The 25,507-nt window shown below is 58.3% G+C and carries 15 protein-coding genes and 3 pseudogenes; 4 read left to right on the top strand and 14 right to left on the bottom strand.

Features of this window, described 5'->3' with window-relative positions; translation table 11 throughout:
- Positions 1 to 300 precede the first annotated feature (300 nt).
- The 7 genes and pseudogenes from istB to OVA00_RS10610 form a co-directional block, all read right to left on the bottom strand.
- Positions 301 to 1,044 (bottom strand): annotated as a pseudogene (gene istB, locus OVA00_RS10580) (IS21-like element ISSme2 family helper ATPase IstB); the annotation flags it as partial.
- Positions 1,044 to 2,330, bottom strand: a complete 1,287-nt coding sequence (gene istA / locus OVA00_RS10585; protein ID WP_268088804.1) for an IS21 family transposase — start codon at positions 2,328 to 2,330, stop codon at positions 1,044 to 1,046. The pseudogene istB and the gene istA, both read right to left, overlap by 1 nt.
- 61 nt (positions 2,331 to 2,391) lie before the next feature.
- Positions 2,392 to 3,645: a group II intron reverse transcriptase/maturase gene (gene ltrA / locus OVA00_RS10590; RefSeq protein ID WP_268088805.1), complete on the bottom strand. Its 1,254-nt coding sequence runs from the start codon at positions 3,643 to 3,645 to the stop codon at positions 2,392 to 2,394.
- A 681-nt stretch (positions 3,646 to 4,326) separates the two neighbouring features.
- Positions 4,327 to 5,322 (bottom strand): tyrosine-type recombinase/integrase, encoded by a 996-nt coding sequence (locus tag OVA00_RS10595; protein ID WP_268088731.1) that lies wholly within the window; start codon positions 5,320 to 5,322, stop codon positions 4,327 to 4,329.
- Complete coding sequence (locus OVA00_RS10600) at positions 5,319 to 6,146, bottom strand: tyrosine-type recombinase/integrase (RefSeq protein WP_268088806.1); 828 nt, start codon at positions 6,144 to 6,146, stop codon at positions 5,319 to 5,321. The genes OVA00_RS10595 and OVA00_RS10600 overlap by 4 nt, the downstream gene beginning before the upstream one ends.
- Before the next feature lie 98 nt (positions 6,147 to 6,244).
- Positions 6,245 to 7,501: a tyrosine-type recombinase/integrase gene (locus tag OVA00_RS10605; protein ID WP_268088733.1), complete on the bottom strand. Its 1,257-nt coding sequence runs from the start codon at positions 7,499 to 7,501 to the stop codon at positions 6,245 to 6,247.
- Positions 7,502 to 7,645: 144 nt separating this feature from the next.
- Positions 7,646 to 8,635, bottom strand: coding sequence for a reverse transcriptase domain-containing protein (locus OVA00_RS10610; RefSeq protein ID WP_442780483.1), 990 nt, complete (start codon positions 8,633 to 8,635; stop codon positions 7,646 to 7,648).
- Between the two features lie 470 nt (positions 8,636 to 9,105).
- Between OVA00_RS10610 and OVA00_RS10615 the strand changes: the two are divergent.
- From OVA00_RS10615 to OVA00_RS10625, 3 genes and pseudogenes are all read left to right on the top strand, one after another.
- Positions 9,106 to 10,573: pseudogene (locus OVA00_RS10615) on the top strand (transposase).
- Between the two features lie 152 nt (positions 10,574 to 10,725).
- Positions 10,726 to 11,614, top strand: a pseudogene (locus tag OVA00_RS10620) (IS5 family transposase); the annotation flags it as partial.
- 545 nt (positions 11,615 to 12,159) lie between these two features.
- Complete coding sequence (locus OVA00_RS10625; RefSeq protein ID WP_268088807.1) at positions 12,160 to 12,711, top strand: toxin-activating lysine-acyltransferase; 552 nt, start codon at positions 12,160 to 12,162, stop codon at positions 12,709 to 12,711.
- Between the two features lie 670 nt (positions 12,712 to 13,381).
- Here the strand turns inward: OVA00_RS10625 and OVA00_RS10630 are convergent.
- The 5 genes from OVA00_RS10630 to OVA00_RS10650 all read right to left on the bottom strand — a co-directional run bounded on the left by OVA00_RS10630 (position 13,382) and on the right by OVA00_RS10650 (position 21,599).
- A complete protein-coding gene (locus tag OVA00_RS10630; protein WP_268088808.1) occupies positions 13,382 to 14,242 on the bottom strand; it encodes a LysR family transcriptional regulator in 861 nt (286 codons plus the stop codon).
- Positions 14,243 to 14,658: 416 nt separating this feature from the next.
- Positions 14,659 to 15,411, bottom strand: coding sequence for an aquaporin (locus tag OVA00_RS10635; protein WP_268088809.1), 753 nt, complete (start codon positions 15,409 to 15,411; stop codon positions 14,659 to 14,661).
- Between the two features lie 828 nt (positions 15,412 to 16,239).
- Positions 16,240 to 18,348 carry a hypothetical protein gene (locus OVA00_RS10640; RefSeq protein WP_268088810.1) on the bottom strand — a complete coding sequence of 703 codons (2,109 nt, stop codon included), beginning with the start codon at positions 18,346 to 18,348 and terminating at the stop codon, positions 16,240 to 16,242.
- Positions 18,349 to 19,395: 1,047 nt separating this feature from the next.
- Positions 19,396 to 21,207 carry an arylsulfatase gene (locus tag OVA00_RS10645; protein ID WP_268088811.1) on the bottom strand — a complete coding sequence of 604 codons (1,812 nt, stop codon included), beginning with the start codon at positions 21,205 to 21,207 and terminating at the stop codon, positions 19,396 to 19,398.
- 86 nt (positions 21,208 to 21,293) lie between these two features.
- Positions 21,294 to 21,599 carry a LexA family protein gene (locus OVA00_RS10650; RefSeq protein ID WP_268088749.1) on the bottom strand — a complete coding sequence of 102 codons (306 nt, stop codon included), beginning with the start codon at positions 21,597 to 21,599 and terminating at the stop codon, positions 21,294 to 21,296.
- Between the two features lie 45 nt (positions 21,600 to 21,644).
- On the opposite strand from OVA00_RS10650, the gene OVA00_RS10655 reads away from it, so the two are divergent.
- Positions 21,645 to 22,769, top strand: coding sequence for an IS630 family transposase (locus OVA00_RS10655; RefSeq protein WP_268088812.1), 1,125 nt, complete (start codon positions 21,645 to 21,647; stop codon positions 22,767 to 22,769).
- Between the two features lie 783 nt (positions 22,770 to 23,552).
- On the opposite strand, the gene OVA00_RS10660 is transcribed toward OVA00_RS10655, so the two are convergent.
- Entirely contained in the window at positions 23,553 to 24,710 is a 1,158-nt protein-coding gene (locus tag OVA00_RS10660; RefSeq protein ID WP_268088813.1) for a transposase, read from the bottom strand.
- Positions 24,711 to 24,715: 5 nt separating this feature from the next.
- Positions 24,716 to 25,183 carry a helix-turn-helix domain-containing protein gene (locus OVA00_RS10665; protein WP_268088814.1) on the bottom strand — a complete coding sequence of 156 codons (468 nt, stop codon included), beginning with the start codon at positions 25,181 to 25,183 and terminating at the stop codon, positions 24,716 to 24,718.
- Positions 25,184 to 25,507 lie beyond the last annotated feature (324 nt).

A 25,507-nucleotide genomic window follows, 5' to 3' on the forward strand; every position in this document is an offset into this window, starting at 1 on the left:
AGTTCAAGCGAGGCAATGCGCCGTATCGCGGTAGGGACGCCCATTGCTGAGCGCCACCGGGTCACCGGAGGCGGTCACCCACCTCCGGTTCCCACAGAACGTGGCGTGCAGATTTCCCGCACCACGCTCTTCGGCAGTTGTTTCACAGCACCGCAAGTGCTCGCAGCGCCCGGTATGGGAGCCGCAGCTTTGGTTGCTGCAGCGGGGTCCGTTCCTTGATCTGCTGGAAGGCGTTGTCAAGCGAATCGAAGAATTGACCCCCTTGCCGAATTGAAGAACTGACCCCCTCATTGGTTTACGGTTTCGTTGCTTTTCGCGAAGCCGGTAGCTGTCGCCCCGGATGGTGATCACCGTCGAGTGGTGAAGCAGGCGGTCCAATATTGCCGTGGCGACGACGGGGTCGCCAAAAACACTTCCCCATTCGCCGACGGAACGATTTGACGTGATCAGGATCGAGCCCTTCTCGTAGCGCCGGGACACCAGTTGGAAGAACAGGTGGGCGGCATTGGCCTCGAAAGGCAAGTAGCCCAGTTCGTCGATGATCAGCAATTTCGGCCGCGACAGGATCGTCAACTGCTTATCGAGCGAACCGTCGCTGTGGGCCTTCGCCAGCATCGCCACCAACGTGGCCGCCGTGACGAACTGGACATTGTAATTCTGGCGGATGGCCTCGCGGCCGAGGCTCACGGCCAGGTGCGTCTTGCCCGTACCTGGCGGTCCAAGGAAGAGCACGGTGTCACCGTGAGCGATCCAGCGGCAGGTCGCAAGCTCCCTGATCTGCCCCTGATCCAGAGAGGGCTGCGCGTCGAAGTCGAAGCCGTCCCGTTCACGCACGAACGGGAACTGCGCCAGCTTGCTCGACATTGATATCCGCCGCTCGTCGCGCCGGGCGATCTCGCGCGACACCAGAAAGGCGAGAGCCTCACGCAATGTCATCTTCGAACGCGCTGCCTCGTCCAGCAATGTATCGAGCTGGTCGCGGATCGCCGTCAGCTTCAGCCGGTCGAGCGTAGCGATCAACACGTCATGATCCACGTTCGTCATCACCAGCCTCCCCCGACCACCGCTTCATACTCCGCAAGCGGCCGCAGCAAGGCAGCGGGCGCGATCTCGATGGCCTCCTTGCGTACCGGCCCCTCGAAGCCGGCCACACCAACAAAATGCGCACGGTCCACAATCCGTTGTCGTCGCCCCCGGCACTGGGAATGGTCAGCGACGACCTGGCCAGCATGACGGATAACCACGCGGCCAGCCAGCACCACGACCTGAACGCTTTCGCCGATCAGGCGCCAAGGGACCGAGTAGCTGTTGGTATCGAGGTCGATCGCGCAATCGGCTTGAACCTTGCGGACCAGATCCCGCAATTGTCCGAAGGGTGCCCGTCCGGCCAGCGGGCGTAGCGCCTTGGCTTCGTCGGCAAAACGCTCCGCCGGTTTGACACCGGTGGTGCCGTGTTCACGCTGGTCGGCAACTTCGCGTGTCCAGCGATCCAGGTGCGCTTCGAACTCGGCCCAGCTCTCGAAGCGTCGCCCGGCGATCGCGTTCTTTTTGACATAGCCGACCCCGCGCTCGTCCTTGCCTTTCGTTCTCGCCCGATACGGGGCGCAGGCCCGCGGCGTGAAGCCCCAATAACGGGCAAAAGCATGCAGTCGCGCGTTGAATCTCACCTCCCGCGTCACCGCATCATGATGCTCGACCAGGGCTTTCGCATTATCGATCAGCACTTCCGCTGGAACCCCGCCGAACCGCAGGAAAGCACCTTCCATGCCTTCAAACCAGTCTGACTGGCGCTCCCGAAGTGACACGCGAGCATGCATCCGCCGCGAATAACCCAGCGTCCCCACGAACACGTGAACCCGAACCCGCTCGCCACCGATCCACACCTTCGTGTCACCGAAGTCGATCTGCATCTGATGGCCCGGCGCCGTCTCGAAGCGAACCGTCGCCCGCTTCTGTGCCTTTAGCTCTCGTCGCCACTGCTGTACGCGAAGCTCAACAGAACGCAGGCCGATGATAATTCCGTGCTCGCTCGCCAATTCTTGGCGGATCACATCCGCATTCCCGTCATGCCGGAAAAAACGCTCGCGAAGCCAATCATCAAGCCCGTCGAACGCAGTGCGCCGCGCAGGCTGTTTGAACGGTGCAACTCCGCCGTCTCGAAGATATTGGCGAACCGTATTCCGCGCGCATCCAAATTCCTTCGATAGACGTTTGCTACCCCACCCAAGCTCGTGCAGCCGCAGCATTGCCACTACCTCATCAGCCTGAAGCATATCCCCGCCCTGCATCGTTCGCGACAATGCAGGATGCGATGAAATCGTGCTCGTCATCTAAAGCTCCTCGTTCTAATACGAGGGGATCAGTTCTTCGCTTCGCTAGGGGGTCAGTTTTTCATTTCGCCCGACAGGCGTCCCAGGTGAGGTGGCCACCATCACGGCTGCGGCTGCGCAACATCTTCAACCAGTACCGCTCCACAGCCCTATAGACCTTGGTGAGCGACCGGTAATTTCCGGCGACACCGTAATAGGCATAGTGGCCGCGTAGGACAGCGTTAATCGCGCCGACCTGTTTCCTGATCGTATGATGCCGCATTTCCCGCATCAGCGCCTGCGGCGACGAGACGCTCCGTCGAAGTCTCGACTTCTCCGTGCGCATGCCAACCTTGAAGTTACCCTTCAGGTTCCGCGTGCAGTACAGCGTCATGCCCAGAAAATAAAATGTCTCCGGGCGGTTTCTGCCGTGCTTGCCCGCGTGCCGCTGTGCGAACCGGCCAAACTCGACCAGTTTGGTCTTGGTCGGCTCAAGCGTGAGGCCAAATTTCCCCAGCCTGTGGCGCAGGGCCTCCTCGACGCGAAGTGCGTCCGAGCGATATTGGAAGCAGATCACAAAGTCGTCGATGTAGCGCACCAGCCGAGCCTCGCCCCGTAACCGGGTCTTCACGACGCGCTCGAACCAAAGGTCCAGGACATAGTGCAGGTAAACGTTGCTCAGCAGGACGCTGATCGAACCGCCTTGTGGAGTTCCTTCGTCACTCGGGTGGACAGCTCCGTCCTCAAGGACGCCCGCTTTCAACCAGCGTCTGATCAAGCTGATCAGGCGCGGATCCCCGACTCGATGTTCGATAAACCGGAGCATCCACTCATGGGACAAACTCCCGAAGAAATTCTTCAGGTCCGCCTCCAGCACCCAGCCCGTCATGCCACCGGAGATCACCTCGTTGAGGGCCGACAGAGCATGGTGGGCGCTGCGCTCTGGCCTGCCCCCGAACGAGCAAGGCAGAAAGTCCTGCTCGTAGATCGCGGACAGCACCTCAGCGGTGCTACGCTGGAGCGCCCGGTCCGATACAGTTGGCACCCCGAGCGGGCGTTTCTCCGTCTTTCCGGGCTTGGGGATATAAACCCGCCGGACTGCCGGCGCGCGATACCCCTGACGGTGAATGGATTGAAGCATCGGCTCGATCCATTCTCCAAAGCTTTCCTTCGCCGCCTCCACCGTCTGCCTATCCACCCTGACCGCCGAACGGTTCGGAACCCTTGTAAGATTCCTCTGCACTCGGTCACGCGTGATGTGATGGGCAAGCGACGTAAAGCGGAGCTTCGGCTCACACCGAGCTTTCGCTGCTATGCGTTCAAGTTCTGTTTCCATGGTCAGCTTTATCTTTCCATTGCATGAAAGGCCTCGTCTCCCGTTGGATGGAGCCCATGTTGCCCAAGAACACTTCAACTACCGCTGACCGCTTCCCCATGTGGCCGGCTCTCCCGACTTCGGAGTACTATCAGTCAGTCTGACTTCCACCCGACCATCAGTCCCTTCTCACCTCATCGGCTTGTCAGGTCCTACAAGCTTACGCTTGAGCCGGATGGATCTCCCTTGTTCACGTCAATGCCTTCGGTTGCATGCTGGCGGCACGAACCCCGGGAGTACCTCAGGCCACTCGCGAAGACGCGGCCTTCGATTCCGCCTTCCCCCAACGGGGATGGGGTCGGCTACTCCGATCACGATCGATTTCGGGGCTATCTTCCCGTTCACATACGTTCCGGCCTACAACCTCCCTGTCTACGCTTCGCAACGGCCGTTACCGGACGCCACGCAAGACTTGGTACGCGGCTGCTCGCTAGGCTTTGCCGCGGCCGTCATCTCAGACGGCTGACTTCAACGCGCTTGCAAGGCGCAACCCCGCACAGATCCGTACGAGCGGAATTCCCGCATAAAATGTGGCCGGCCACATTTCGTGCGTAATGTGGCGCCGGAAGATATGTTGCGCTCAAGCGCGGCGCCCAGCGTTTCCGCCGCGAAGGCGCTTTCGAGTGCCACATAACAAGGCGTCTATAGGGCGCGAAGGAAGTCCATCAGCCCGGGCTGGTCTCGCCAGCGTTTGGGTGGTTTTGCGTCGCTAGCAGGCGCGCACTTGGCCAGGGCTTTGGCCTTCATCTCGAAGTCGATTTCGGCATAGATGTTGGTGGTGTCGAGCGAGACATGGCCGAGCCACCCTCGGATCGTGTTGATGTCGACGCCGGCGCGCAACAGGTGGGTTGCCGTGGTATGTCGTATGGTATGCGGGCTGACCCGCTTTGTTGCCAATGCCGGGAACCTGGTCAAAAGCTTTGCGGCATGGCGTTCGACCATGGTGTGGATCCCGAAGCGAGTGATCGGCTGGCCCAGCCGATTCTGGAAAACGGGTTCAGTCGTTGACCGTCCGCCGATGAGTTTGGCGATTTCGGCGACGGTCGCCGGCCACAGAGGACAAAGGCGTTGCTTTCCCCCCTTTCCGCTGATTCTGACGCAAGCGGCACGGATGTCGAGGTCAGAGATCATCAGCTGGGCTGCCTCTGTCGCCCGGGCGCCAGAGTTGTAAAGGAACAGTAACAAGGCATGGTCGCGCCGACCTTGCTCCGTCCTTTGGTTCGGGGCGGCGAGCAGGGCGTCCATCTCCGGCTTGTCGAGGAAGGGAACGACAGCGCGGCCGGTTTTCTTGAACGGGATCGAGCGGATCTGACCCGACCATTCGATATGTTGCGGACTATGTTCGCCGACAAAGCCTGCGAGGGCGCGGATCGCCGCAAGCCGTTGGTTGCGGGTGGCGATGGTGCAATGGCGCGCGGCCTCGATCTCGGCGAGAAAGCGGACAACAAGATCGGCTGACACGTCGATGACTGCAAGGCGATCGACCGACGTCTTGCGTGTCTTGGCGATGAAGGGAATCAACAGGCTGAGCGCATCGCGATAGCTGTATTGCGTATTGCGGGCGAGATTGCGTTCGGCCACGACATGTTCGAGCAGGAAACGCCGGACCCACGGACCCAGCAGCGTATGGTCGCTCATGACAAGACCTCCATGGCATAGCGCTCAAAGCGGATGCTCGCTTCGCCAAGCAGGTCCGGAGTGAAGGCGAGGTAACGTTGTGTTCCGGCGATATGCACATGGCCGAGATAGGTCGACAATTGCGGCAATAGGCGCTGGACGTCGGCCCCGTCGCGGTACCAGGAAACGAGGCGATGAACGGCAAAGCTGGCGCGCAAGTCGTGAAGGCGCGGTTGATGTCGTGGGTTCCCGTCGTCGCGCATGACGCCGGCCTGGACACGGAGCCGGCAGAAGGCATTCTCGGCATTCTGGCGCGTGATTGCATCGCCGCGGCGGGAACGGAAGAGTGGCGCGTCGGGGTCGCCGCGGCGCCCGTCGACATACGGCGTCAAGACACGGCTCAAATCGCTACCAATGGGCACCAACCGGGTCTTGTAGAACTTGCTCTCTCGAATGCAGAGGATCCTTGCGTCAAGATCGACATTGGCTAGGGTCAGGGTGAGCGCTTCGCTGATGCGAAGTCCGGCGCCGTACAACACAAGCAGCAGGACCCGATAGGTTCCCGGGTCGATCAGGTTACGAGGATGATCGATTGCCGGGATGGCGTCGAGCAAGCGACGCAATTCGTCGCGAGAATAGATGTGAGGGACAAAGACCTGCTGCGGTTTGGGAATACGCCGTGGCAGCAGCGACCGTTCCTCGGTGTAGCCGCGGGCGATGGCAAATCTATAGAAGCCGTGAAGCACGCTGTGCTTGCGTTCCCAGAAACGGGTGATCGGGCCATTTCCGGCGAGAAAGGAGGCCACCTTGACGGCGCTGACGTCGCGCATGGCGACATCGCCCATGGCCCGGCAAAACGACCTGAGGGTGCGGGCTTCCGTCCGAAAGCGCATACCCATTGCCTGCTTATGGTCAACATAGCAGGCAACTGCCTCGGCGAGCTTCATAGCAGCCCCCGCAGGTCAAAATCTGCGACCTCGCGCAGACCGGTCAGGTCGACCTTGGCATAGATGCGTGTCGCATAGGCGCTGCGATGGCCGAGATGATCGCCGATCTCCTTCAAGCTAAGCCCGGTCGCGACCAGACGGCTGGCGCAGGAATGGCGGAGGCAATGCGGGCCACGGTGGTTGGGGACCTGAATGCCGAGCTGCGCCAAGCGGCTGCTGACCACATGGTACATGCCGCCGGGCGAAAGCGGCCGGAATGGCGCCTTGAGCGTCAGGAAGAGCTCGCGGCGCGCGCACCGCGGCCTGACGCTCTTGAGATACTGAAGGACAGCGTCGCCGACAGAAGTCACCAGCGGGTAGAATTGTGTGCGCCATTGCTTTCGTCGATTAACGGTGATGACTTCGTTCGTCCAATCCAGATCGTCAAGGCGCAACTGCCGCACTTCACCGCTTCGCAGACCGTAGATGGCGAATAACATGAGGATTGCACGGTCCCGGATGTCGCGCGCGTCTTCTCCGCCGGTGCTGGCGAGGAGCCGTTGCACATCGTCCCAGGCCGGGCCACCGGGCAGCCCTTCCTGTTTGAATAACCGCGGCGAGTCGATGGCCGCGGCGATCCCGCGGCGACACCACCCACGCTCCTCGGCATGTCGGAAGAAGGACCGCAGTGCGTTAGCGCTCGAGGTGACGGACACGCAGCACCAGCCTTCCTGGCCTTTCAAGCCGAGGAATGCATCAATATCGGCGATCGTGATTTGCGCGATCGAGGCCTTGCTCGGACGAGCCGTTTTAAGAAAGCAGTCGACATGCCAGCGTCGGTTCTGAACCGTCACCGGCGCCAGGCCGCGTTCATCACGCAAGTGCGTGACAAAGTCCTCGACGTCGGCCGAGAAGCCATCCGGCGCGTCGCGCGGCGTCTCGACCAAACGCCCCAGGAAGCGGAGCCAGGCGGTGGCCGTCTGAACGAACAGCTGTCGTGACCACCGTTCATCTCCCGCCCGACCTTGGGCAAGCTGGTGGGCGGCCCACCTTTGGGCCGCTGAGAGGATATCCTGAGGCGTGACCGGCCTGCCAGGTGCAAGATCGATCCATCGGGCGACAATCAGCAGTTCTCTGGCAATCCGCAGCAACGTGGCATGCGCAACCCCATCCACTGTGGCGCGATGCACGAGATAGCGCTGTCGCTCGTCAGCTGCCGGACCGGCTAGATGCCGTGCCAGAACCTTGGGGTAATTGAAGAGGGCGTCGAACATGATCGGAACTCCGGGTTTATGAGGAGGTCCGAACACTATCGGTCCGTTTGTTATGTGGCGCTCGAAAGCGCCTTCGCGGCGGAAACGCTGGGCGCCGCGCTTGAGCGCAACATATCTTCCGGCGCCACATTACGCATACGGCTCCTACCTTGGGTGAGTGACGGCGAAGCGCGCGTCAGGCCATGGATGAAGGATGCGCGGCTTAGGAATCCAACCGTCAGAGATGCGGGTAATTCGCGTCCATGTGGTTTTATCTTTCTGGCTCCGGCGTTTGAGCGCCCTTCGCCAGAGGTCGATCACATGAAGCCGGAATTGCCCGATTGCACGACGGTTGGTGGGCACCGCAAAATATCTGATATGCCCCTCGACTACCTGACGCAGCCACCGTCCCTGTTCTGGGATAGATTGGTGCCTGCGGCGGCGTAGCTCCTCTTTGACCTCCTGAAGTTTCACGCGCATGCGGTCGCTGCGGGTCTTCCGTTGTAACTGGAAGAGCCCTTGGCGTGACTTTCCGCAGATGAACGTAAATCCCATGAAGGTAAAGGTTTCCGGTTTGCCGAGCCCGCGTTGCTTGCGATTGACCGCAGCGAAGCGACCGAATTCAATCAGCCGGGTCTTGTCCGGATGAAGCGACAGCATGAACTCCTCAAGCCTCGCGCGCATCGCAGCGAGGAAGCGACGAGCGTCGCCCTCGCGCTCGAAACCGACGATCAGATCATCAGCATAACGCACGATGATCATGTCGCCGGTGGCCTCGCGCTGTCGCCAGCGTTTGGCCCACAGGTCGAGCACGTAATGCAGGTAGATGTTCCCGAGCAGCGGTGAGATCACTGAGCCCTGTCCCGTTCCCCTGTCATCTACGGTCACGATCCCGTCTTCGAGGATGCCCGCCTTCAGCCATTTGTGGATCAGGCGGATGATGCGCTTGTCGCCGATCCTGTGTTCCAAGAAGCGAACCAGCCATTCCTGGCTGACCGCCCCAAAGAAGTTCTGGATGTCAGCGTCAATTATCCAGCTCATCCTCCGCTGGTCGATCGCCACGCATAGGGCATCCAATGCATCATGGGGTCCTCGCCCGGGCCGGAACCCGTAGGAGAAACCACAGAAGTCGCCTTCGTAGATGGCATTGAGCACCAGTACCGTTGCTCCTTGGACGATCTTGACTCTGTGTCCGGTGCATGCGTTGCTGTTCCTTGGTCCCCGGCCTTGGCTCCACCAACTCCGCCGCCGGTCGTCCGGCTTTGTTCGTTCGTTTCGCAGCTACTATGCCGGAGTCTGACTTCTCCTGTCCGTCCATCATCGGCTACGGCTCCTCGCCTTTCCGATGCGGACCGGCGCGGCTAACGCCACCCGGCCAGACAGGAGATCTCCCAGGTTCCGACGCGTTCCTTTCATGCGTGGCATGGCCCTAGACCTCGGCAGGGCGACGGCGCCTCGCGTATCGGCTCCGCCCATGTTGCCTTCGACGGATGAGAAAGTCTCGGCCCCTGCGATCTGATCATTATCGTGGCTCACTCCCCGCATTGCCTCGCCTGAACTGCTCCCTAAAATTGGTTTGTTGCCTCAGCTAATTTGCTCCCGAAAAAACGACCTCAGGAGCGGTGATGAGGAAGGTAAGCATGGCGACACGTGCGGAATTGGTGGCGGCGATCAGTTGGCGCTATGTTTTAGGCGGGCGGGCCGAGAAGGCGAGGATGTTGGACGAGTTCGTGGCCCCCACGGGCTTTCATCGCAAGCATGCGATGCGACTGTTGCGCGGAGACTGCGAGCCAGCGAAGGGTGGTCCTCGGCCAGGGCGGCGGGTTTACGGCGATGACGTGCGCGCAGCTATTGCCAACATTGATAGAAGCGATGGAAAGGCATGGACACGGCGATATGGATAGCGAGACGCGTCGGCAATTGTTGACTATGAGCCCAGCGACGATTGATCGCGTCCTTAAGGACATTAAGGCGAGTGCCACCGGCCCGCGGCGCCGGAAAGGATCAACGGCGATCCGCCGTAGTGTTCCAGTTCGGACTTTCTCAGATTGGGATGATCCCGCACCCGGCTTCGTCGAGGCGGATCTCGTTTCTCACTCTGGCCCATACGCGAAGGGTGCTTTCTCGCAAACGCTGGTGTTGACCGATATCGCCACGGGCTGGACGGAATGCGCACCGCTGCTGGTTCGCGAGCAAACGGTACTGATCACAGCGTTGGCCGAACTGCGCAAGTTGCTGCCGTTCCCGCTCCTCGGCTTCGACACCGACAACGACAGCGTCTTCATGAACGAGAGCGTTCATGAGTATTGCTTGCGCGATAATATCGAACTCACCCGTTGCCGCCCCTACCGGAAGAATGATCAGGCATTTGTCGAGCAGAAGAATGGCGCGATCGTGCGTAAGATCGTTGGATACCGGCGCTTCGAGGGACTGCAAGCCACACAGGAGCTAGCCAAACTTTATGCATCAATGCGGTTGTTCATCAATTTCTTTCAACCATCATTTAAGTTGAAAGAAAAGCATCGTGACGGAGCCAAGGTGATCAAGCGGTATCATCGCCCTGCCACACCCTATCAGCGGCTGCTTGACGATGCACGCACGCCGGAGGATACACGCCTTCGCCTCAAGGCGATGTACCTGACGCTCGATCCGGTTCGGCTGCTCCGCGACATACGCCTGGCACAAGAGAGATTGGTCGAAATTGCTGACAAGCCTGATGGCTCCCCTGCCGCCGACGGCGAGGCATTGCCGCTCGAAGACTTTCTGTCCGGGTTACGGATTGCTTGGCGTGGTGGTGAAGTGAAACCGACCGCCCGCGCCAAGCCAGCGGCCAAGCGAGAGCGGCGGAGGCCCGATCCTCTCCTCGCCGTCACTGCCGAGCTCGAGGAATGGTTCGAGGCTGAGCCTTGGCGAACTTCACGAGAGTTGCTTGAACGCTTGCAGGTCAAATACCCCGGCGTGTATCCCGACGGCCTCATTCGGACCCTGCAGCGTCGAATGAAGATCTGGCGCAGTGCGCAAGCCAATGCGTTGGTGTTCGGGCCATTCGCCGACGCCGCGCGGCAGACGGAAATTGTAGCGATCGCGCAATGAGATCATTACCGAGCGATAGAGGATCGGAGAGGCTGGATCTCGGGAACAACCAGTGAGGCAATCGAGAACATCCGAGTGAGGCAACGGCATTGTTCTTTGGGAACACTCTTGGGTGAGGCAATACGAATCTCACCTTGTTTGTCGCCGCGCACATTGCTCATCCGACCGACAGCAAGCTGTATCTGAAGGCTCTGCAGATGCTGGTCCGGCAAGCGAAGAAGCATGGCATCGAGCTCAGACAGAGCTACACGCGTCTGGCAAAAGCAGCGGCGGTGCGCGCCGGCCGTTATGCCCATGCCCGGCAATTCCGCCGCATGCGCCGCGAACTGAAGCGCCTGCGCACCTTCCTTGGTCGCGTTTTGCGCGATATCGGCCGCAAGATCGCCGGCAACGTCGAACTGGAGAGGACCTTCGGCCGGCTGTTCGGTCTTGTCGAACGGCTGCTGGCGCAAAAAACCGAAGGACAAGAACAAGCTCTATTCGCTGCATGCTCCCGAGGTCGTCTGCATCTCGAAGGGCAAAGCTCGCACGCCATACGAGTTCGGTTGCAAGGTCGGTATCGCGGCGACGAACCGCGAAGGGCTGGTGCTGGCGGCCATGGCGTTCGAAGACAATCCCTATGACGGGCACACGCTCTCACGCACCGTCGATCAGGCTGTTGCCATGGGTGGTATCGATCCGGATCGCATCTACGTCGATAAGGGCTATCGCGGTCATGATTACACCGGATCGGCGTCGGTGATGATTGCCGGAAGCCGGCGCGGGTTGACGCCGACCATGCGACGGGAGCTGAAACGACGATCGGCCATCGAGCCCACCATCGGCCATATGAAGACTGATGGTAGGCTGGACCGCAACTTCCTTCTCGGGCATGTTGGCGACGCCATCAATGCACTGCTCGTGGCCGCAGGTCACAATCTGCGCCTCATCCTGGCCAAACTGGCTCTTTGGCGTGCCCTCATCACGGCCGCGCTTATCGTTCTCATGGCGAAATCGGATACTTCTCAAGATCTTCCCACCGCCAGAAGATCAATGACTTAGCCTTTGTTCAGGGCCGACTATCAATGCTGGTGAATAGAGTTGCAGCATGTCACTGACGTTTTGGGTTTCTCCAAAATACTAAGGTACGTCGACAATCATGTTAAAAACCTTTTAGAGACAACAAGATGCGTTATTTCCGATTGCTTCACTGATTATAGAAGAATGCTGATTTTGCTTATTTGCGCATTATCGCGATCTCGTTGAAAGTACCATATTCATAGAATATGAACTGGCCGCTCTGGGTGTGTGTCGGCAAATTAGTGAAGGTCTGCCGTGGATAGCGACAATGGTTACGAGGAATCTTTTCGGGCTGCGACAAAGATATTCAGATTCCTCTGCTTTTCAGTTGCGCCTTCCATCGTTGTCTGGCTGGCCGTTTTGGCGATTTACTTCCGGAGATATGATCTGGCTTTCTCAATTTCTGCTTGCGCCTCCATTGGCGGGTTCGTCGGGTGGTGCGCAAGGGGGTTGATGTTGGATTCCGACTAGGTGTTGAACAATTGAAAGCGGGTTTTGGCGCGCGGTGAGGAGTGTTGAAATTGCGGATGGAGAACGAACCAATTGATGAAGCGCGTGCCGAAAATCTGGAGGTTGTCGCTGTCACGCGCGTACAGTCAGAGTTCCAGGCGTCACTCGGGCGAGTGATCGCGGCTCTGCTTGCGTGCCGGCGCTACCAGCGTGTCACAGTCGCCGACCTTTGGGCTTTGGTCGTGGAGCCATTGGCGCGGGGGCGGATATATCTTGGCATGCCGCATGCCGAAGAGGATCAGCTTCGTTGGCCAGGTGGGTTAACCGGAGTTGTGATATGGGCAAGCTTGTCGGGCGAGGCGGAAGACCGGTTGCGCCTCCAGATTGAGGACGGCGTGCATCCCGTAAGTTTGCCATCGAATGATTGGGCTGGTGGCGAGATGTTATGGTTGCTCGATGTCGTCGCGCCCAACGAGGAGCTTGCGGCCGAAACTCTTGCCGCGTTCTGCGGTGATCTCAAAGGAGCGCCAATGTTTGCGCATCCGAACGTGTCCTTGGCCGTCCAGCCTTCGGTGCTGGCGAGCCTGGAGATCGTTGAAGCCAAGGCTGGGCATGAGCGCCTCCATTAATCGATGCGCCAGGCAAGCGATCCGCTTTGCGGTCGCCATGTAAATTGGCTCAGTGGTGGGCGTGACCGCCCAACAGGAAATTTGTCGACGCTACGACCAAACATTGATTGGCAAGGCACAAAGAAAGGTGAAGGAATGCAGAAAGCGTTGCGTATTGTAGCTACAATTTTGTTGGGGCTGGCATTTGTGTCGAGCGTTGAGGCGGCTGCGCCTTCTCACGCACGAGACGCAAAGCAATCGAAGACGGAAACGGACGCTGCTTCGAAAGATGCAACGGGGCGCGCGCGGGGTAAAGACTGCGGTTGCAAATTGCTGCTCGGCAAAAGGCACCAGTGAGGATTTCTTCCTTCGCGTTCTGACGTCGTATGGCTTTTCTATCGTAGCCCGGCTGCTACGTAAGCCCTTTTTATCATTGAACATCCGACCTTGCGAAATCCAAGGTCGGCGATGGAGGTCGCGACGCTTATCTCTTGATATCGCTGTCTGTCGGATTGGTATAGTCTATCGGCTGTTCGGAGCTATGCATTCAATGCCGATTGTCTTGTGGGTCAAGAAGGATCGGGAGTTTAAGGAGCCGTAGAGATTCCGGAAGCCAGCAACTGAAGTTTGCGGCCTCCGTTCATGCCATCGTGATCGTCAATTGGCTGAGTATCGTTTTTATGGAGTGCCTCTAGATGCCGATCCGTCGCCCGAGCTTGTCGAACAGTACGCTTGCGACCTTGAAGGAAATTGACTTTCGATTGTGAAATAGACCGAAGCGAAACAAGGCGGTGCTCGGCAGGTTTGGCGCGGGGGTGGCTTGGCACGGTAGTGACTTCACCAGGTACTTTGGAATTGGCGTGCATACGTCGCCCTTGGCAACAAAATGCGAGCGGACAAGATAATCGTCAACCCGGGCGATGATGTTGTGGGCAATGCCAGCTTCATCAAGCAGTCGCTTTGCATAATAGGTGTAAGGCGATTGATTGGTTTCAAGGACAACAGGGATCGGTTCATCGCCCTTGCCCGTGTTGGTCCAGGGACCGCAGCCCACGAAGACCAGGGGCAAGTCGATCACGAGATCCGGTGCGCTCTCATAGTGAAACAGCGGGCGCGCTGCAGCATCGAGCTCGCCGCGCGTAAACATTTCTGCCAGCGCCGCCGGCCGGCCGACATGAATTTCGAACTCCCGTCCAAGCTCGAGATAACCGTCAGGCGTGCGGCAGTAATGGGCGGCGAGACAATCACAGATTCCAAGCCGCGGCTTCGATCTCTTCTCTCCACGGGCGATCCCGCGCAGCGTGTTCTCCGCCTCGACAATTGTAGCAATAAGGCTTGCGACCGTGTCGGAACGGACTGTGAGGGTATTGCCATTGCGCGACATGATGGCAATTCCAGACAGTTTTTCAAATCGGGCGATTTGCTGTGAAACGGCCGGCTGGCTAATCCCCAAATGTTCGGCCGCAATAGACACACTCCTGTGTATCAAAACCTCCTGTACGCAGCGGATCGTGCCCAACGACAAACGTTTCAGGCTTTCATGTCTTTGCATGTTCTGCTCTCATGTCCCCAGTTCTTGCAAGCGTTCAGAAAGTGAGTTTCGATTCACTGTCGTCCCGTTTGTAGATGGTTGTCGTCACGATTAGATTATACGCAAATAAGATCCGGTGGGTCGCGTGTATAAAGTGGCGAATAATATTAAATCGTGATTCTGGATATGGCGAAAAATCGCCATGGCGCTCATTTTTTATTATTACTATGTGGCTGCTCTCGCAGTTTGTTCATTGGAACATGCATTCTGTGCTGAACAGAGCGTCGCCAATTGCCGATCCCGCTTGCGAACGTTCGTGAGTTTGTCTGTCGCTTGCACCTCGGGTGGCGATCTCGAGGAGTTGCAAATTCCAGCGTCCGTCCGGCTTCTTATTTTACGGGTTGCGGTTGAGTGTGGCGCCTCCGCTGATGCTTCTGTCAGGGAACCCCGGAAGCGGTCGAGTTGCTTTCTGGCTGTTTTGGGCGAAGCAGGATATCCCAAACGAGCCCGCCAAGTGTCGCTCCAAGGAGCGGCGCGCACCAGAACAGCCATAATTGCGTCAAGGGGAGCGCGCTATCGGCAAAGAATGCCGTTGCAGTCGATCTGGCCGGATTGAAGGATGCGTTGCTCACCGGGATCGAGACGAGGTGGAGTAAGGTGTAGCTGAAGCCCAGGACCAAAGCGGAGCTGCTGGCCGGCGCTTGCGTGACTGCCGCTGCGATGCTGACCGATAGAAAGAGCGCGGTCAAAACAATCTCACAAACGGCAACCGCTACCCAGTCAAACCCACCTGGAGATCCCAAATCATAGCCGTTGGAAGCGAATGCGCCGGCGACGAAAGCATCCTGACCCGACGCTATGATGTAGAGCACGAAGCTTCCCGATGTCGCACCAGCGCATTGTGCCGTCCAGTAAGCTGGAAGGAGCTTGCAATCGAATCGACCCGCAATGACATGACCAAGGGTTACGGCAGGATTGAAATGCCCGCCAGATATGGGACCGAAGGCGTAGACTATTGCCATCATCGCAAGGCCAAAAGTCAGGGATGTTTGTAGAAGGCCCGCGAAAGCGTCACGCCCGGCAGCGCTCAGAACCGCACTTCCGCATCCCGTGACGATCAAGGCAAAGGTCCCAACAAATTCCGCAAGAAATGCCCTTACCTTGTCGTGTGGCCCCAGCATGTTGCGCATCCAACTACGTACGATACCCGGCTGACCAAAATACGCGAGCGTATCAGCTACCTTTACCAGCGCCGCAATTGCGCGCTCAGGCGCACGATCTCATAGATCGACGCAGCTCGAATCTAAAACGCTGTGACATCGGAATTCGGCAAACGCGCGCCAGCATTAGCTTGTCGACATGGATCAACATGCGAATCAAACCTCTCCCCTGGTTCCTCTTGACGCATACGGTGTGCTTTGCCTGGCGTTATATGCAAATAGGGAGGCTTGCTACCCTGCCAGTCCAGCGAGATTGTTTGCCAATCGGGCGGCAACGAAGGGCTCCGTAATTGCTTTGCTTGAACTGCTTGAGGATTGCCGTGGATGTTCAAATTGTTCAATAGCGACCGGCCAGTCGTGCGCTGCTCCACATCTGATGGCTTGCGGCGGACCGGCGCGCTGTCGATGGCCAGCACCAACTTTCGCGCAATGGCACGCTCGTCGAGCCCTCCGGTACGAGGCGAGGCCAGGAGCCACGAGGAACGACAACCCGTCGTGCGACCCGGCGCTGGGGCGGTCATCGAGCGCTTGCGGCAGAACTTGGAGCGATCGCATTGCCTCTGCGCGCTGGCAACGGTTTGCAACCTCACGCCATTAAGCTCAACCGTCAAATTTGGCCAAGGGATGTGTCCAGACAAGCGAGCCCCATAAAAGCCCCGGAATTCCTGAGGGTGAAGCGATGGGACATTATCGCTTCACCCGGGTTGAAAAGTCACTTGGAAGCGGACGCCTTGCGCCTGCTTCATGCCTTGGCGCGCAATACGCCTATGGTCGAGCATAGCACCTTGACAACTGACATCATTCATAATCGGCTGAGTAACGCGATGGGTCGAATTGCGCAGGGATATAGCGGTCATGTTCACGGGAAACGCGCGATCTGGACTCGCCCGAAAGAGCTCGGAAATAGAGCCGATCGTTGAAGCCCCCGGCAGGTCTGGAGCGGGTTTGATATGTCAGCTTCTCAAACACGTCGGGGTTGTTGCCAATGCGCAAAGGCGCCGCGCCCAGCGGCCAGTTCGAGACCTTGACGATGCGCGTGTGAAAGGCAACTTGTCTCAAGTGACCGCGTGAAAAGCGCTCGTCGATGACGAAGTAGCGCTCGCCGAGCTCAGCGCTGTCGTTTAACTTCGCAGCTTCCTTCATGTTTTGTTCGAGTTTACGCTGGTGCTGCAGAGGGACTGGGACGGTTGCAAAATCCTCGCGGCTATCTTCATATTCGGAATAGGACGAGAACGCATTGCTGTTTTCTCCGCTCTTCGGATCGTAGGCAATCTCGCGCGTCAGCATGCCGGCTGCCTTCTCGTTGAAAGCCTTGTAGCCTGTCCCCTTATGTAGGGCGGAAAGTTCACCTTGCGTTTCGAGCAATGCCGCCGGTTTCTGAGTGTCGACCGCTCCTGACCTCACGCCATGGCGCCCACCTTCATGCCGCTGCGCTATAAACTTGGCATCGCTGACGGTACCGTTGATCCCCATCCCTACGCCAGCCGATTGTTGAGCCGTGTCACGCCAGGAGTCCCGCAGTTTGTCCTGCGCTTCCTCGTGCATTTTGCCGGCCTGTTCGAGCCGCGTTGCGGCGTCTTTTTGCTTTGCGCGATCGGCGGCCTGAAGATGCCAGCGACCTCCACCTGCACGCGTTGCGTTGTGCGCGGCAGCTCGCATGGTGCTATCAAAGTCCTTGCGTGCGACGTCCACCACATGGCCAGTGGCCTTTTCCGCAACCTTTGCGTCAACGAGCCTGCCCAAACCACGCAGAGCCGTCACAGTACCAATGGCTAGCCCACCGATATCTGAGACGACCCCGAGAACCGACTGAAGGATGTCAAGTGTTGCCTTGGTGTCGCGCGCATCAATGGTCTTGTTGAGTGCCTGATCGTTTTTTTCGATGAGGTCTGCAGCTGACTTGTAGAAGTCGTCGGTTGCGGCGCTTATTTGGTTTTCGAGATCGGTTATTCCGGTTTGGCCGCGCCCTTCGGTAACGATATCGATGAGGCGAGCTGGATCGACGCCCTTGTTGTAGGCCTCTTGCATCGCTTTATGATAGTCGCCGAACTTCTGTTGCAGCGCCTGGCCGGCAGCGACGAGCTGCTTGAGGGTGTCGCTGTTTTGTCTTTGCACGCTGGAGGGATCGACCCCAGATGCGGTTGCGGAAAAACCGTTTTCTGGCATGTCCCGCAAGTCATTGATCACATCCGTGAGCTTGCTGCTGACTTTGGCGATGGCATCCTGACGATGCCCTTCGACGCGGTCGAACAGGCCTTGGGCTTCATCTGCAGAAACTCGGCCGGATATGAGGCGTTCTGCGAAGCGATCTCCTGCTGGATCCCCAGGGCCGGCGCCAACATTTCCCACCAGATTGTTGCCGGTGACGATGCGGTAGTGATCAATCTGTTCTTGCGATAGGTTGGCCGACAGGCTCAGGTCACCGCCGCCTTCATTATCGCCAAGGTTTATCGCCGGAGGACGCGAAAATGCATCGCGCTTGCCAGCGGACACATCCGATACCGCTCCTGAAGCGAGCTTGAATGAAAAGTCCGGCGCCTGATTGTTGTCGACTGACAACTCTACGGTGGCATTTTCGTCTGGGACAAAATCAAAATTGAATACACCGTCGTCGCTGCCGTCGTCACCATCTTGAATGTTGCGCATACCATTACGGTCGCGAATGCTCAGCTGAGCCCCCACTTGAATGTTGGAGCCCTTAAGCATCGCTCGTTGCGAGGCATCGAACGGATTTACCATTTCGGCTTGTTCGAGAGGCGCTTGCGGCGCTGCTCTCATGCCCGTCTTGGTTCCGGCAATTGGAGTGCGTGCAGAAACGGGCCCGGTTTTCGAGATGTCGCCCTGGATCCCGCCCTGAACCTGGGGCGGTAGTGTAGTGCTGGGATAGCTGGACGAGATTGTGGTCATAGTCGCTCCTGTTTGCAGATGATTGCAGTCGTGCAGGCGCGCTCCGATTCCAAGCAATATTCGTGTTGATATACGTGCCTTACTCTGTCACGCCGAACTGCGCCTACGTGACGCAGGTCAACATCAATAGATAAAATACAACAATACAAAATAGTAATTCTTACGAGAATGAGGCCTTGCAAACTGGATTTGCATGCCTTCGATCATGCATTTGGACTTCGTCATGGAACCAATAGGTGCGAACTTCTTCGGGCGGTCGAAAACGATACGCGGCGGACGTACTGAGGGTCTGTAGCCTGCGTATGTCCGGTTCTTTAGCCTAATCCAAAAGTGCCGAGATAGACCGTGGAAGGCATTAGAGTGCCGCCCATCCGAGCGGGCGACTTATCTTGGAATGACCGCAACTTTCCTGAAGATCAGGCGCGGCAGCGGCAAGGTGATAACCGAGATTGGCAGTCACGGACCATTTAGACGTTCTGGGGTGGTTTCAAGGCCTGATCAACGCTCGGGAAGAAATAAGGCTGTCATCTTTTTGAGACTATCGTTTTACCTTTGACAGCCGGCGACGATTGATGCGTGGCTCAGTCGGAGCCCCGTTCGTAAGCGTCTGCTAGCGATCAGGCTGAAAGCTTGCCAGTCGCCGGTCTTGCGGGACAACTGGGAGGCCGATGTATTTGCCTTTGCAGGTGCCTGCGCGGCTGCAAGGTGGCGTGAGCGCTATCAACGTCCCGACGGAAATGTCGAGCAGCACTTTGATCACGCCTGCATCTTCTCTCACGATGATGTCGTTGCCCGCCTTAACTGCAACATGTCGCTCGAGTTAAACGCAGGTGCGCATCGGCGGCCGCTTTGTCTGTGCGGTCCGACATGGCGAGCAGTTGCCAGATACCACATTCCCATCTTATGAGCGGTCGACACGTTAGCGATTTTGCCGACCGCTATCGTTTTGTCCTTCCCGATTCTGGCTGAGAATTGGCATGCCTCCACCTTTCGTGGAGGCATGCTTCTCGGCATCGGCCGGATTACCCAGGCGCAAATACGTCTGGCTTAGTTGGAGCCGGCTCCCGTACCGCTCGCCAAGCTCTCTACGACCTGGTCGATCGAGAAACTCCCAGGCTTCTGCCTCGGAGGAAATTCCTGGAAGGTGGAGAGGAACTTGCCAACATATTGCTGTGCCGGGACCAGCAGGAAGAGGTGTTCGACACGCCAGCGCTCGTAGTCCATGCCTTCATGGTCGGCCGTTTCAAAAGGATCGGAACGAAGATTGAACAGCTTGGGCACACGCAGCGGCACGAAAGGCTCCTGCCAGACGTCGAACCCTTCCCCGCGTTGCTCGGCAAATACGAGCTTCCATTGATCGAAGCGCAATGCGACCAGGGACCCGTCGTCATTGAAGTAGAAGAACTCGTGGCGAGGGTCAGGTCCCTTTCCGGCGAAGTAGTCCATCTGGTTGTAGCCGTCGAGGTGAACCTTGAAGGTCTTGCCGCCGACCTCAAGTCCGACTTTAAGTTTGTCGGCGATATCGGGCTCGCCGATCGCCGCCATCAACGTCGGTATCCAGTCTTCGTGGGACACAACGTCGTTGAGGATGGTGCCCGGTTTGATGACGCCTGGCCACCGCACCAGCGTGGGAACACGGTAGCCACCCTCCCAATTCGTGTTCTTCTCGCCGCGGAAAGGCGACTGTCCGCCATCGGGCCATGTGAACTTTTCAGCGCCGTTGTCAGTCGAGTACATGACGATGGTGTTCTCGTCCAAACCCAGTTCCTTGAGCTTGTCGAGAACTTGGCCTACATGGCCGTCGTGCTCGACCATGCCGTCCGGGTAGATGCCGAGGCCAGTCTTTCCTTCACTCTCTTTCTTCAGTCGCGTCCAGATATGCATGCGGGTGGAATTCCACCACATGAAGAATGGCTTGTCCGCATCCTTCGCCCGCTCCATGAAATCCAGCGCTTTTTCGGTGACCTCGTCGTCGATCGTCTCCATGCGCTTCTTCGTGAGCGGCCCCGTATTCTCGATTTTCTGGGTGCCATCCTCGGCTGCCCAGGAATGGATGACGCCCCGCGTTCCATACCTCTTCTGCATTTCGGGGTCTTTGAAGTAGTCGGGATACTCTGCTTCGTCTTCCGCGTTCAGATGATAGAGAGAGCCGAAGAACTCATCGAAACCGTGGGCGGTCGGCAGGTGCTCGTCACGGTCGCCCAGATGGTTCTTGCCGAACTGACCGGTCATATAGCCCTGAGCCCGGAGCAGATCCGCAAGGGTCGGGTCGCTGGCTTGCAGGCCCTCCTTGGCTCCCGGCAAGCCAACTTTTAAAAGACCGGTGCGAAAAGGGGTCTGGCCGGTTATGAAGGCTGCTCGACCCGCGGTGCAGCTCTGCTGGCCGTAGTAGTCCGTGAAGAGCGCGCCGTCTTTCGCGATGCTGTCGATGTTGGGTGTCTTGTAACCCATCATGCCCTGATTGTAGGCGCTGATGTTCCAAAGCCCAACGTCGTCGCCCCAAATAACGAGTATGTTCGGCCGCTTCTGCGGCTGGGCCAAGACCGGTTTAGCCATCCCGCCTGCCACCATGGCTGATATCGCAAAAGCCGAGGCCGCGCCAATAAGAACATTGCGACGTTTGATGCACAGTCCCGCTTGCTTCTGATTGATTGGCGGTTCAGCCTGTTCTTTGTTCTTTGTTCTTTGTTCTTTGTTCTTTGTTCTTTGTTCTTCGTCACGAGCTCCGTTCAAAAGTTGAGATATCAAACCATGGGGATGCCTCGACGACATCGCGTGGCCGGACCCGACATGAAAATGGGGCCGCTTCGACCAGCTACCACACAAAGCGGCTAATGGTGCAATAAGGCGCGGCCCCATGGAGGACGCCAAATATTGAGGCCATCTCGAAGCAACAAGCTTCTTTGCCGATAAGTAATAGTGCCTGTACCTCGGTCGTGTTCCTCCTAGTACCTCTGCACAGAGGATTTGACGAGTTGGTTGGGTTGCAGCGTGGGTAGGCAGTTGTTGCTGACGAGCAGTTCGATGCTGCGGGCGACGCCGGGTTTCCTTCGGATTAATCCGGCCCGCTCGAGGGAGAGCACCATTTGGTGGACGGATGGTGGGGTGACGCCGAAATAGCGTTGCAGGTCACGCTCGGCCGGCGGCCGTTCGTTGATTTGGCTATAGGCCCAGATGAAGGCGAGGTACTGGCCCTGCTTTTCGGTGAAGTGGGGTGGCGCTGCCGGCTGCCCGTCAAGTAATTGATTCATTTTTCGATTCATCCGGAACCTCCGCAATTGAAGGAGGCTTTCCGGATGAATGTACGCCATCGTGTCGACCTCGACCAACCCGAACGCGACGAACTCTTGAGCATGCTGCGCGGCGGCAAGCACCCGGCGCGCAAGCTCAAGCGGGCGCAGATCCTGCTCGCCGCCGAGGCGGGGCTCAGCGACGAGACCATCGCCGCAACGGTGGCGGTCGGCGGTTCCACAGTCTACCGCACCAAGCGTCGCTTCGTGGAGATGGGCCTGGAGGCGGCGCTTGGCGAGGAGCCGCGCCCGGGCGCGCAACGCAAGCTGACCGGCAAGGAGGAAGCCCTGCTGGTGGCCACCGCCTGCTCCAGCCCGCCGCCGGGCTGCGCCCGCTGGACGCTGGAGCTGCTGGCCGACGCGTTCGTCAAGCTGACCGAGCACGAACAGCTGTCGCGCGAGACGGTGCGCCGGCGCCTGGCCGAGAATGATGTCAAGCCATGGCGCAAGGACATGTGGTGCATTCCCAAGATCGATGCCGAGTATGTCGCGCGCATGGAGGATGTGCTCGACCTCTATGCCGAAGCGTCCGACCCGCAGCGGCCGGTGGTGTGCTTCGACGAAAGCCCGACCCAGCTCATCGGCGAGGTGCGCCAGCCGATCCCGGCCGAACCCGGAAGGCCGCAACGCTACGACTGCGAGTACAAACGCAATGGCACTGCCAACCTGTTCGTCTTCCTCGACGCGCACCGATCCTGGCGCAAGGTGAAAGTCACCGAACGGCGTACGGCCGAGGACTTCGCCCACTGCATGCGCGATCTCGTCGATGTCCATTATCCCGAGGCCGCCTGCATCCGCGTGGTGCTCGACAATCTGTCGACCCACACACCCGCTGCGCTCTACCAGGCCCTGCCGGCCGACGAGGCGCGCCGAAGCCTCAGAAGGCTGGAATTCCACTACACGCCCAAGCACGCCAGCTGGCTTAACATGGTCGAGATCGAAATCGGCGTCCTGCGCGGCCAATGCCTCAACCGCCGCATCGAAAGCCGCGACCGCCTCGTCGACGAGGTTGCAGCCTGGGAACGCCGACGCAACGCCAGTGGTGCCCGCATCAAATGGATGTTCTCTACCGAGAAGGCCCGCGTCAAGCTGGCCAAAGCCTACCCAAAACCAACGGCCAAAGAATCATAACCTCTGTGCAGAGCTACTAGAAAAGATCGGACCCTTGGCCGGTGCATCCCCTCAGGGACACCGGCCATTTTTTTCTTGCATGATCCTTTGGTGTCGGGCCGGCCTGCAAAATTGCCTGGGCGAAGCACAGCAACCAGCTGTCGACTTGCACACCGTCCGATAATCTCTTCTGGAAGCGTTTCTGCGTTTTTGTGTTCGATGAGGCGCGGTCGGAAGCGGGATTGTCTTGGGCTTGCTGATAGGGCAGTCACATTGCATGCTCAATAAGAGCAAAGCCGGATGGCACGCCGAGTTCCATGGTGGCGGACGCCACCGCAGCGGTATGGCGCCACGGTCGCCTGGTTTGCGTCTAATTACGAAAACTCAGGCCGTTCCGAAAAGGAGGCAATCCGCTATCGCGCCAAGGGACAGGCCGATGATCAGCGGCGCAGGTTCGTGTCCATCGAGCCACGCGATAGGGACCGCCGATCATGGTCTGTGCTCATCCCTTTTGAATCTTGTTCATAGGTTTTGGTAGGAGGGCGCTTCCTGCGCCGCAAAACCAATGCGCGCTCGCCGAACTCCAAATGGCGATGTGCTCTTAAGAGAAGCGCGTCACATGGAAAGGCCTGGGTGCATATGCGCTAACTTAAGGTCTTCTGATGCCTTCTGGCGGCGTTTGCCTGGCTTTCGCGACGTCGCGGGGGATCGCAGATATGGCGCATGACGGTGGAAAATCGCTTGGTGATTTTCTTTGCCGTCCGCACTGTCAATATTGCAGAGAGGATCGTATGCTTCAGGAGGCTATGCAACCTCGACAACGACAATGACCTGAGCGCCTGAGATGTCGTCTTCACAGGGGGGAGAGTCGACAGCGTCGGTGACGGCCTCGTCGATCAACAGCGCTACGATTAGATGCGCCATGAGCCAGCTTCGTGCGAGACGCTCGTCCCTGGCTGGCAGTTTGTGGATGCCCAAGCCGCTCTTTAAGCGTTTGAAGGCAATCTCTACCTGCCAGCGCAGCCGATAGGTATCGAGAACATCCTTGGCGGTCATCTCGCCGGCCGATATCGACGTCAGCAGAAGCAGAAACCTTGACGTAGCAACCGTCAATGGATGCATTGCTTTGCCATCTGCGCGTTTTTGATGTCGGCGGCGGGCGGCCTTTTCTGCGCGAGCCGTCGCTTCCTCGTCTTTCCGCCGGACAATGAGCCGGGCATGAAACAGCGGTTTGCCGCGGTGTTTGCAGCCGGGGCCGGAATATTCGACCCGCACCTCTTGTTCGCAAACGTCACCGGGCATCATCGTGCTATAAATTGTATTCCAGTCAATCAACCGGCCATCGAGCGACGTGAGCCTGACATTGGACCAGGCCATACGCACGATGAAGTCCGCCCCGGCGGACACGACTTTTTGGAGCGCCGGAGCGCGAGCATAGGCGCGATCGCCAAGAACGATGTCGCCCGGATTGATGGGTACGCGTGAAAAGCTTTCGCCACCGTGAACGTCCGTGAATTCCAGATGCGTGAAGCGGGCACGTGCCGGTTCGTATGTCGCGTGAAGCCTGAAGTCCGTGCCGTCGCTGCCGGGCCGCGAGATGGAACTGCCATCAACAATACGCAGCCGGCGTGTGCCTATAGAACCGACCGTGTTAGAAACATTCCGCAGCAGCGCTCCGGCGATGTCTCCCAGCCAGTCGGCCAATCCGCGCAATCGCTTCAAAAGAGCAACGTCGGAAATCGCCGCCACATCATTCAGACCAGCCCAGGCGGCGGCTGAACGCAAGCTCATGCCGCCGGGCCCGTAAGCCAATGCCAGCCGCAGCAAGGTCGCGGCGTCACCAACACCACGTCGCCGCACAAGCGCACCCGAAGTACGCGCGGTCGCGCCGAGATCAATGACACGCTCCAGCTTCAACAGCAGCCTGGACCAATCGGGATCGATGGAATCAGTTGTTCGCATCTACCTTATGAATCACAGACAGATTCAGGCCGTCTAGCCCTTAAGTTAGCGCATATGAGGCCTGGGTGCTCCTTCTCGGCGAGCAATTCAACCAAGTCCACAACCTTTTGCCTGATATCGCTGTTCTTGATCAATACAAATGATCGATTGAGCGATATGCCGTCGATGGACGCCAGAAAATCCAGTATCTCATTTTCTGAGTGTGGCTCAGGCCCTTTCTGCGCGTCGATTTCGTCGAAAAAGAACCACGGCTCCACACTCAGTGCCTTGGCGATTTGGTCGAGACGGCTCGCCCCGACGCGGTTGCTTCCCTTCTCATATTTTTGAACTTGTTGAAAGGTCACGCCAATTGCGTCGCCCAGATCTCCTTGTGTCATCCCTTGCCACAAGCGCTGATTGCGGATGCGTCGCCCTATATGAGCGTCAATCGAATTTGCACTCTTCTTCCGTGCTGCCATTTTCAAGACTTTCACTTTTCAATCATTGAATGCATTTCCGCGTCCTGTCTTGGTATTGGCTCTGGACGGGCTATATATGTTGGTTTCGGCGATATATGCACGGCGAAAACCACGTGAATTGGGATAGGTGTTTTCAGTAGGGTTTCCCTTGCGCCAATATCCACCTTCTGTTCAGGCCTTGCTCTGGCCATTTGTTGTGGCAGCTCGCCTCTTCACAATGCCTTCCAAGTCAGCTGGTTCTGCAAACTCTCGGGGGTTCCGGCTGCATGCCGGGAAGAAGCTTCCCCTTCGTCCGTACCTCTCGGCCGAAAGAGCTGGGTGCGACCGTTCTTGATCGCA

The sequence above is a fragment of the Ensifer sp. SL37 genome (assembly GCF_026672675.1).
GTDB classification, from domain to species: domain Bacteria; phylum Pseudomonadota; class Alphaproteobacteria; order Rhizobiales; family Rhizobiaceae; genus Ensifer; species Ensifer adhaerens.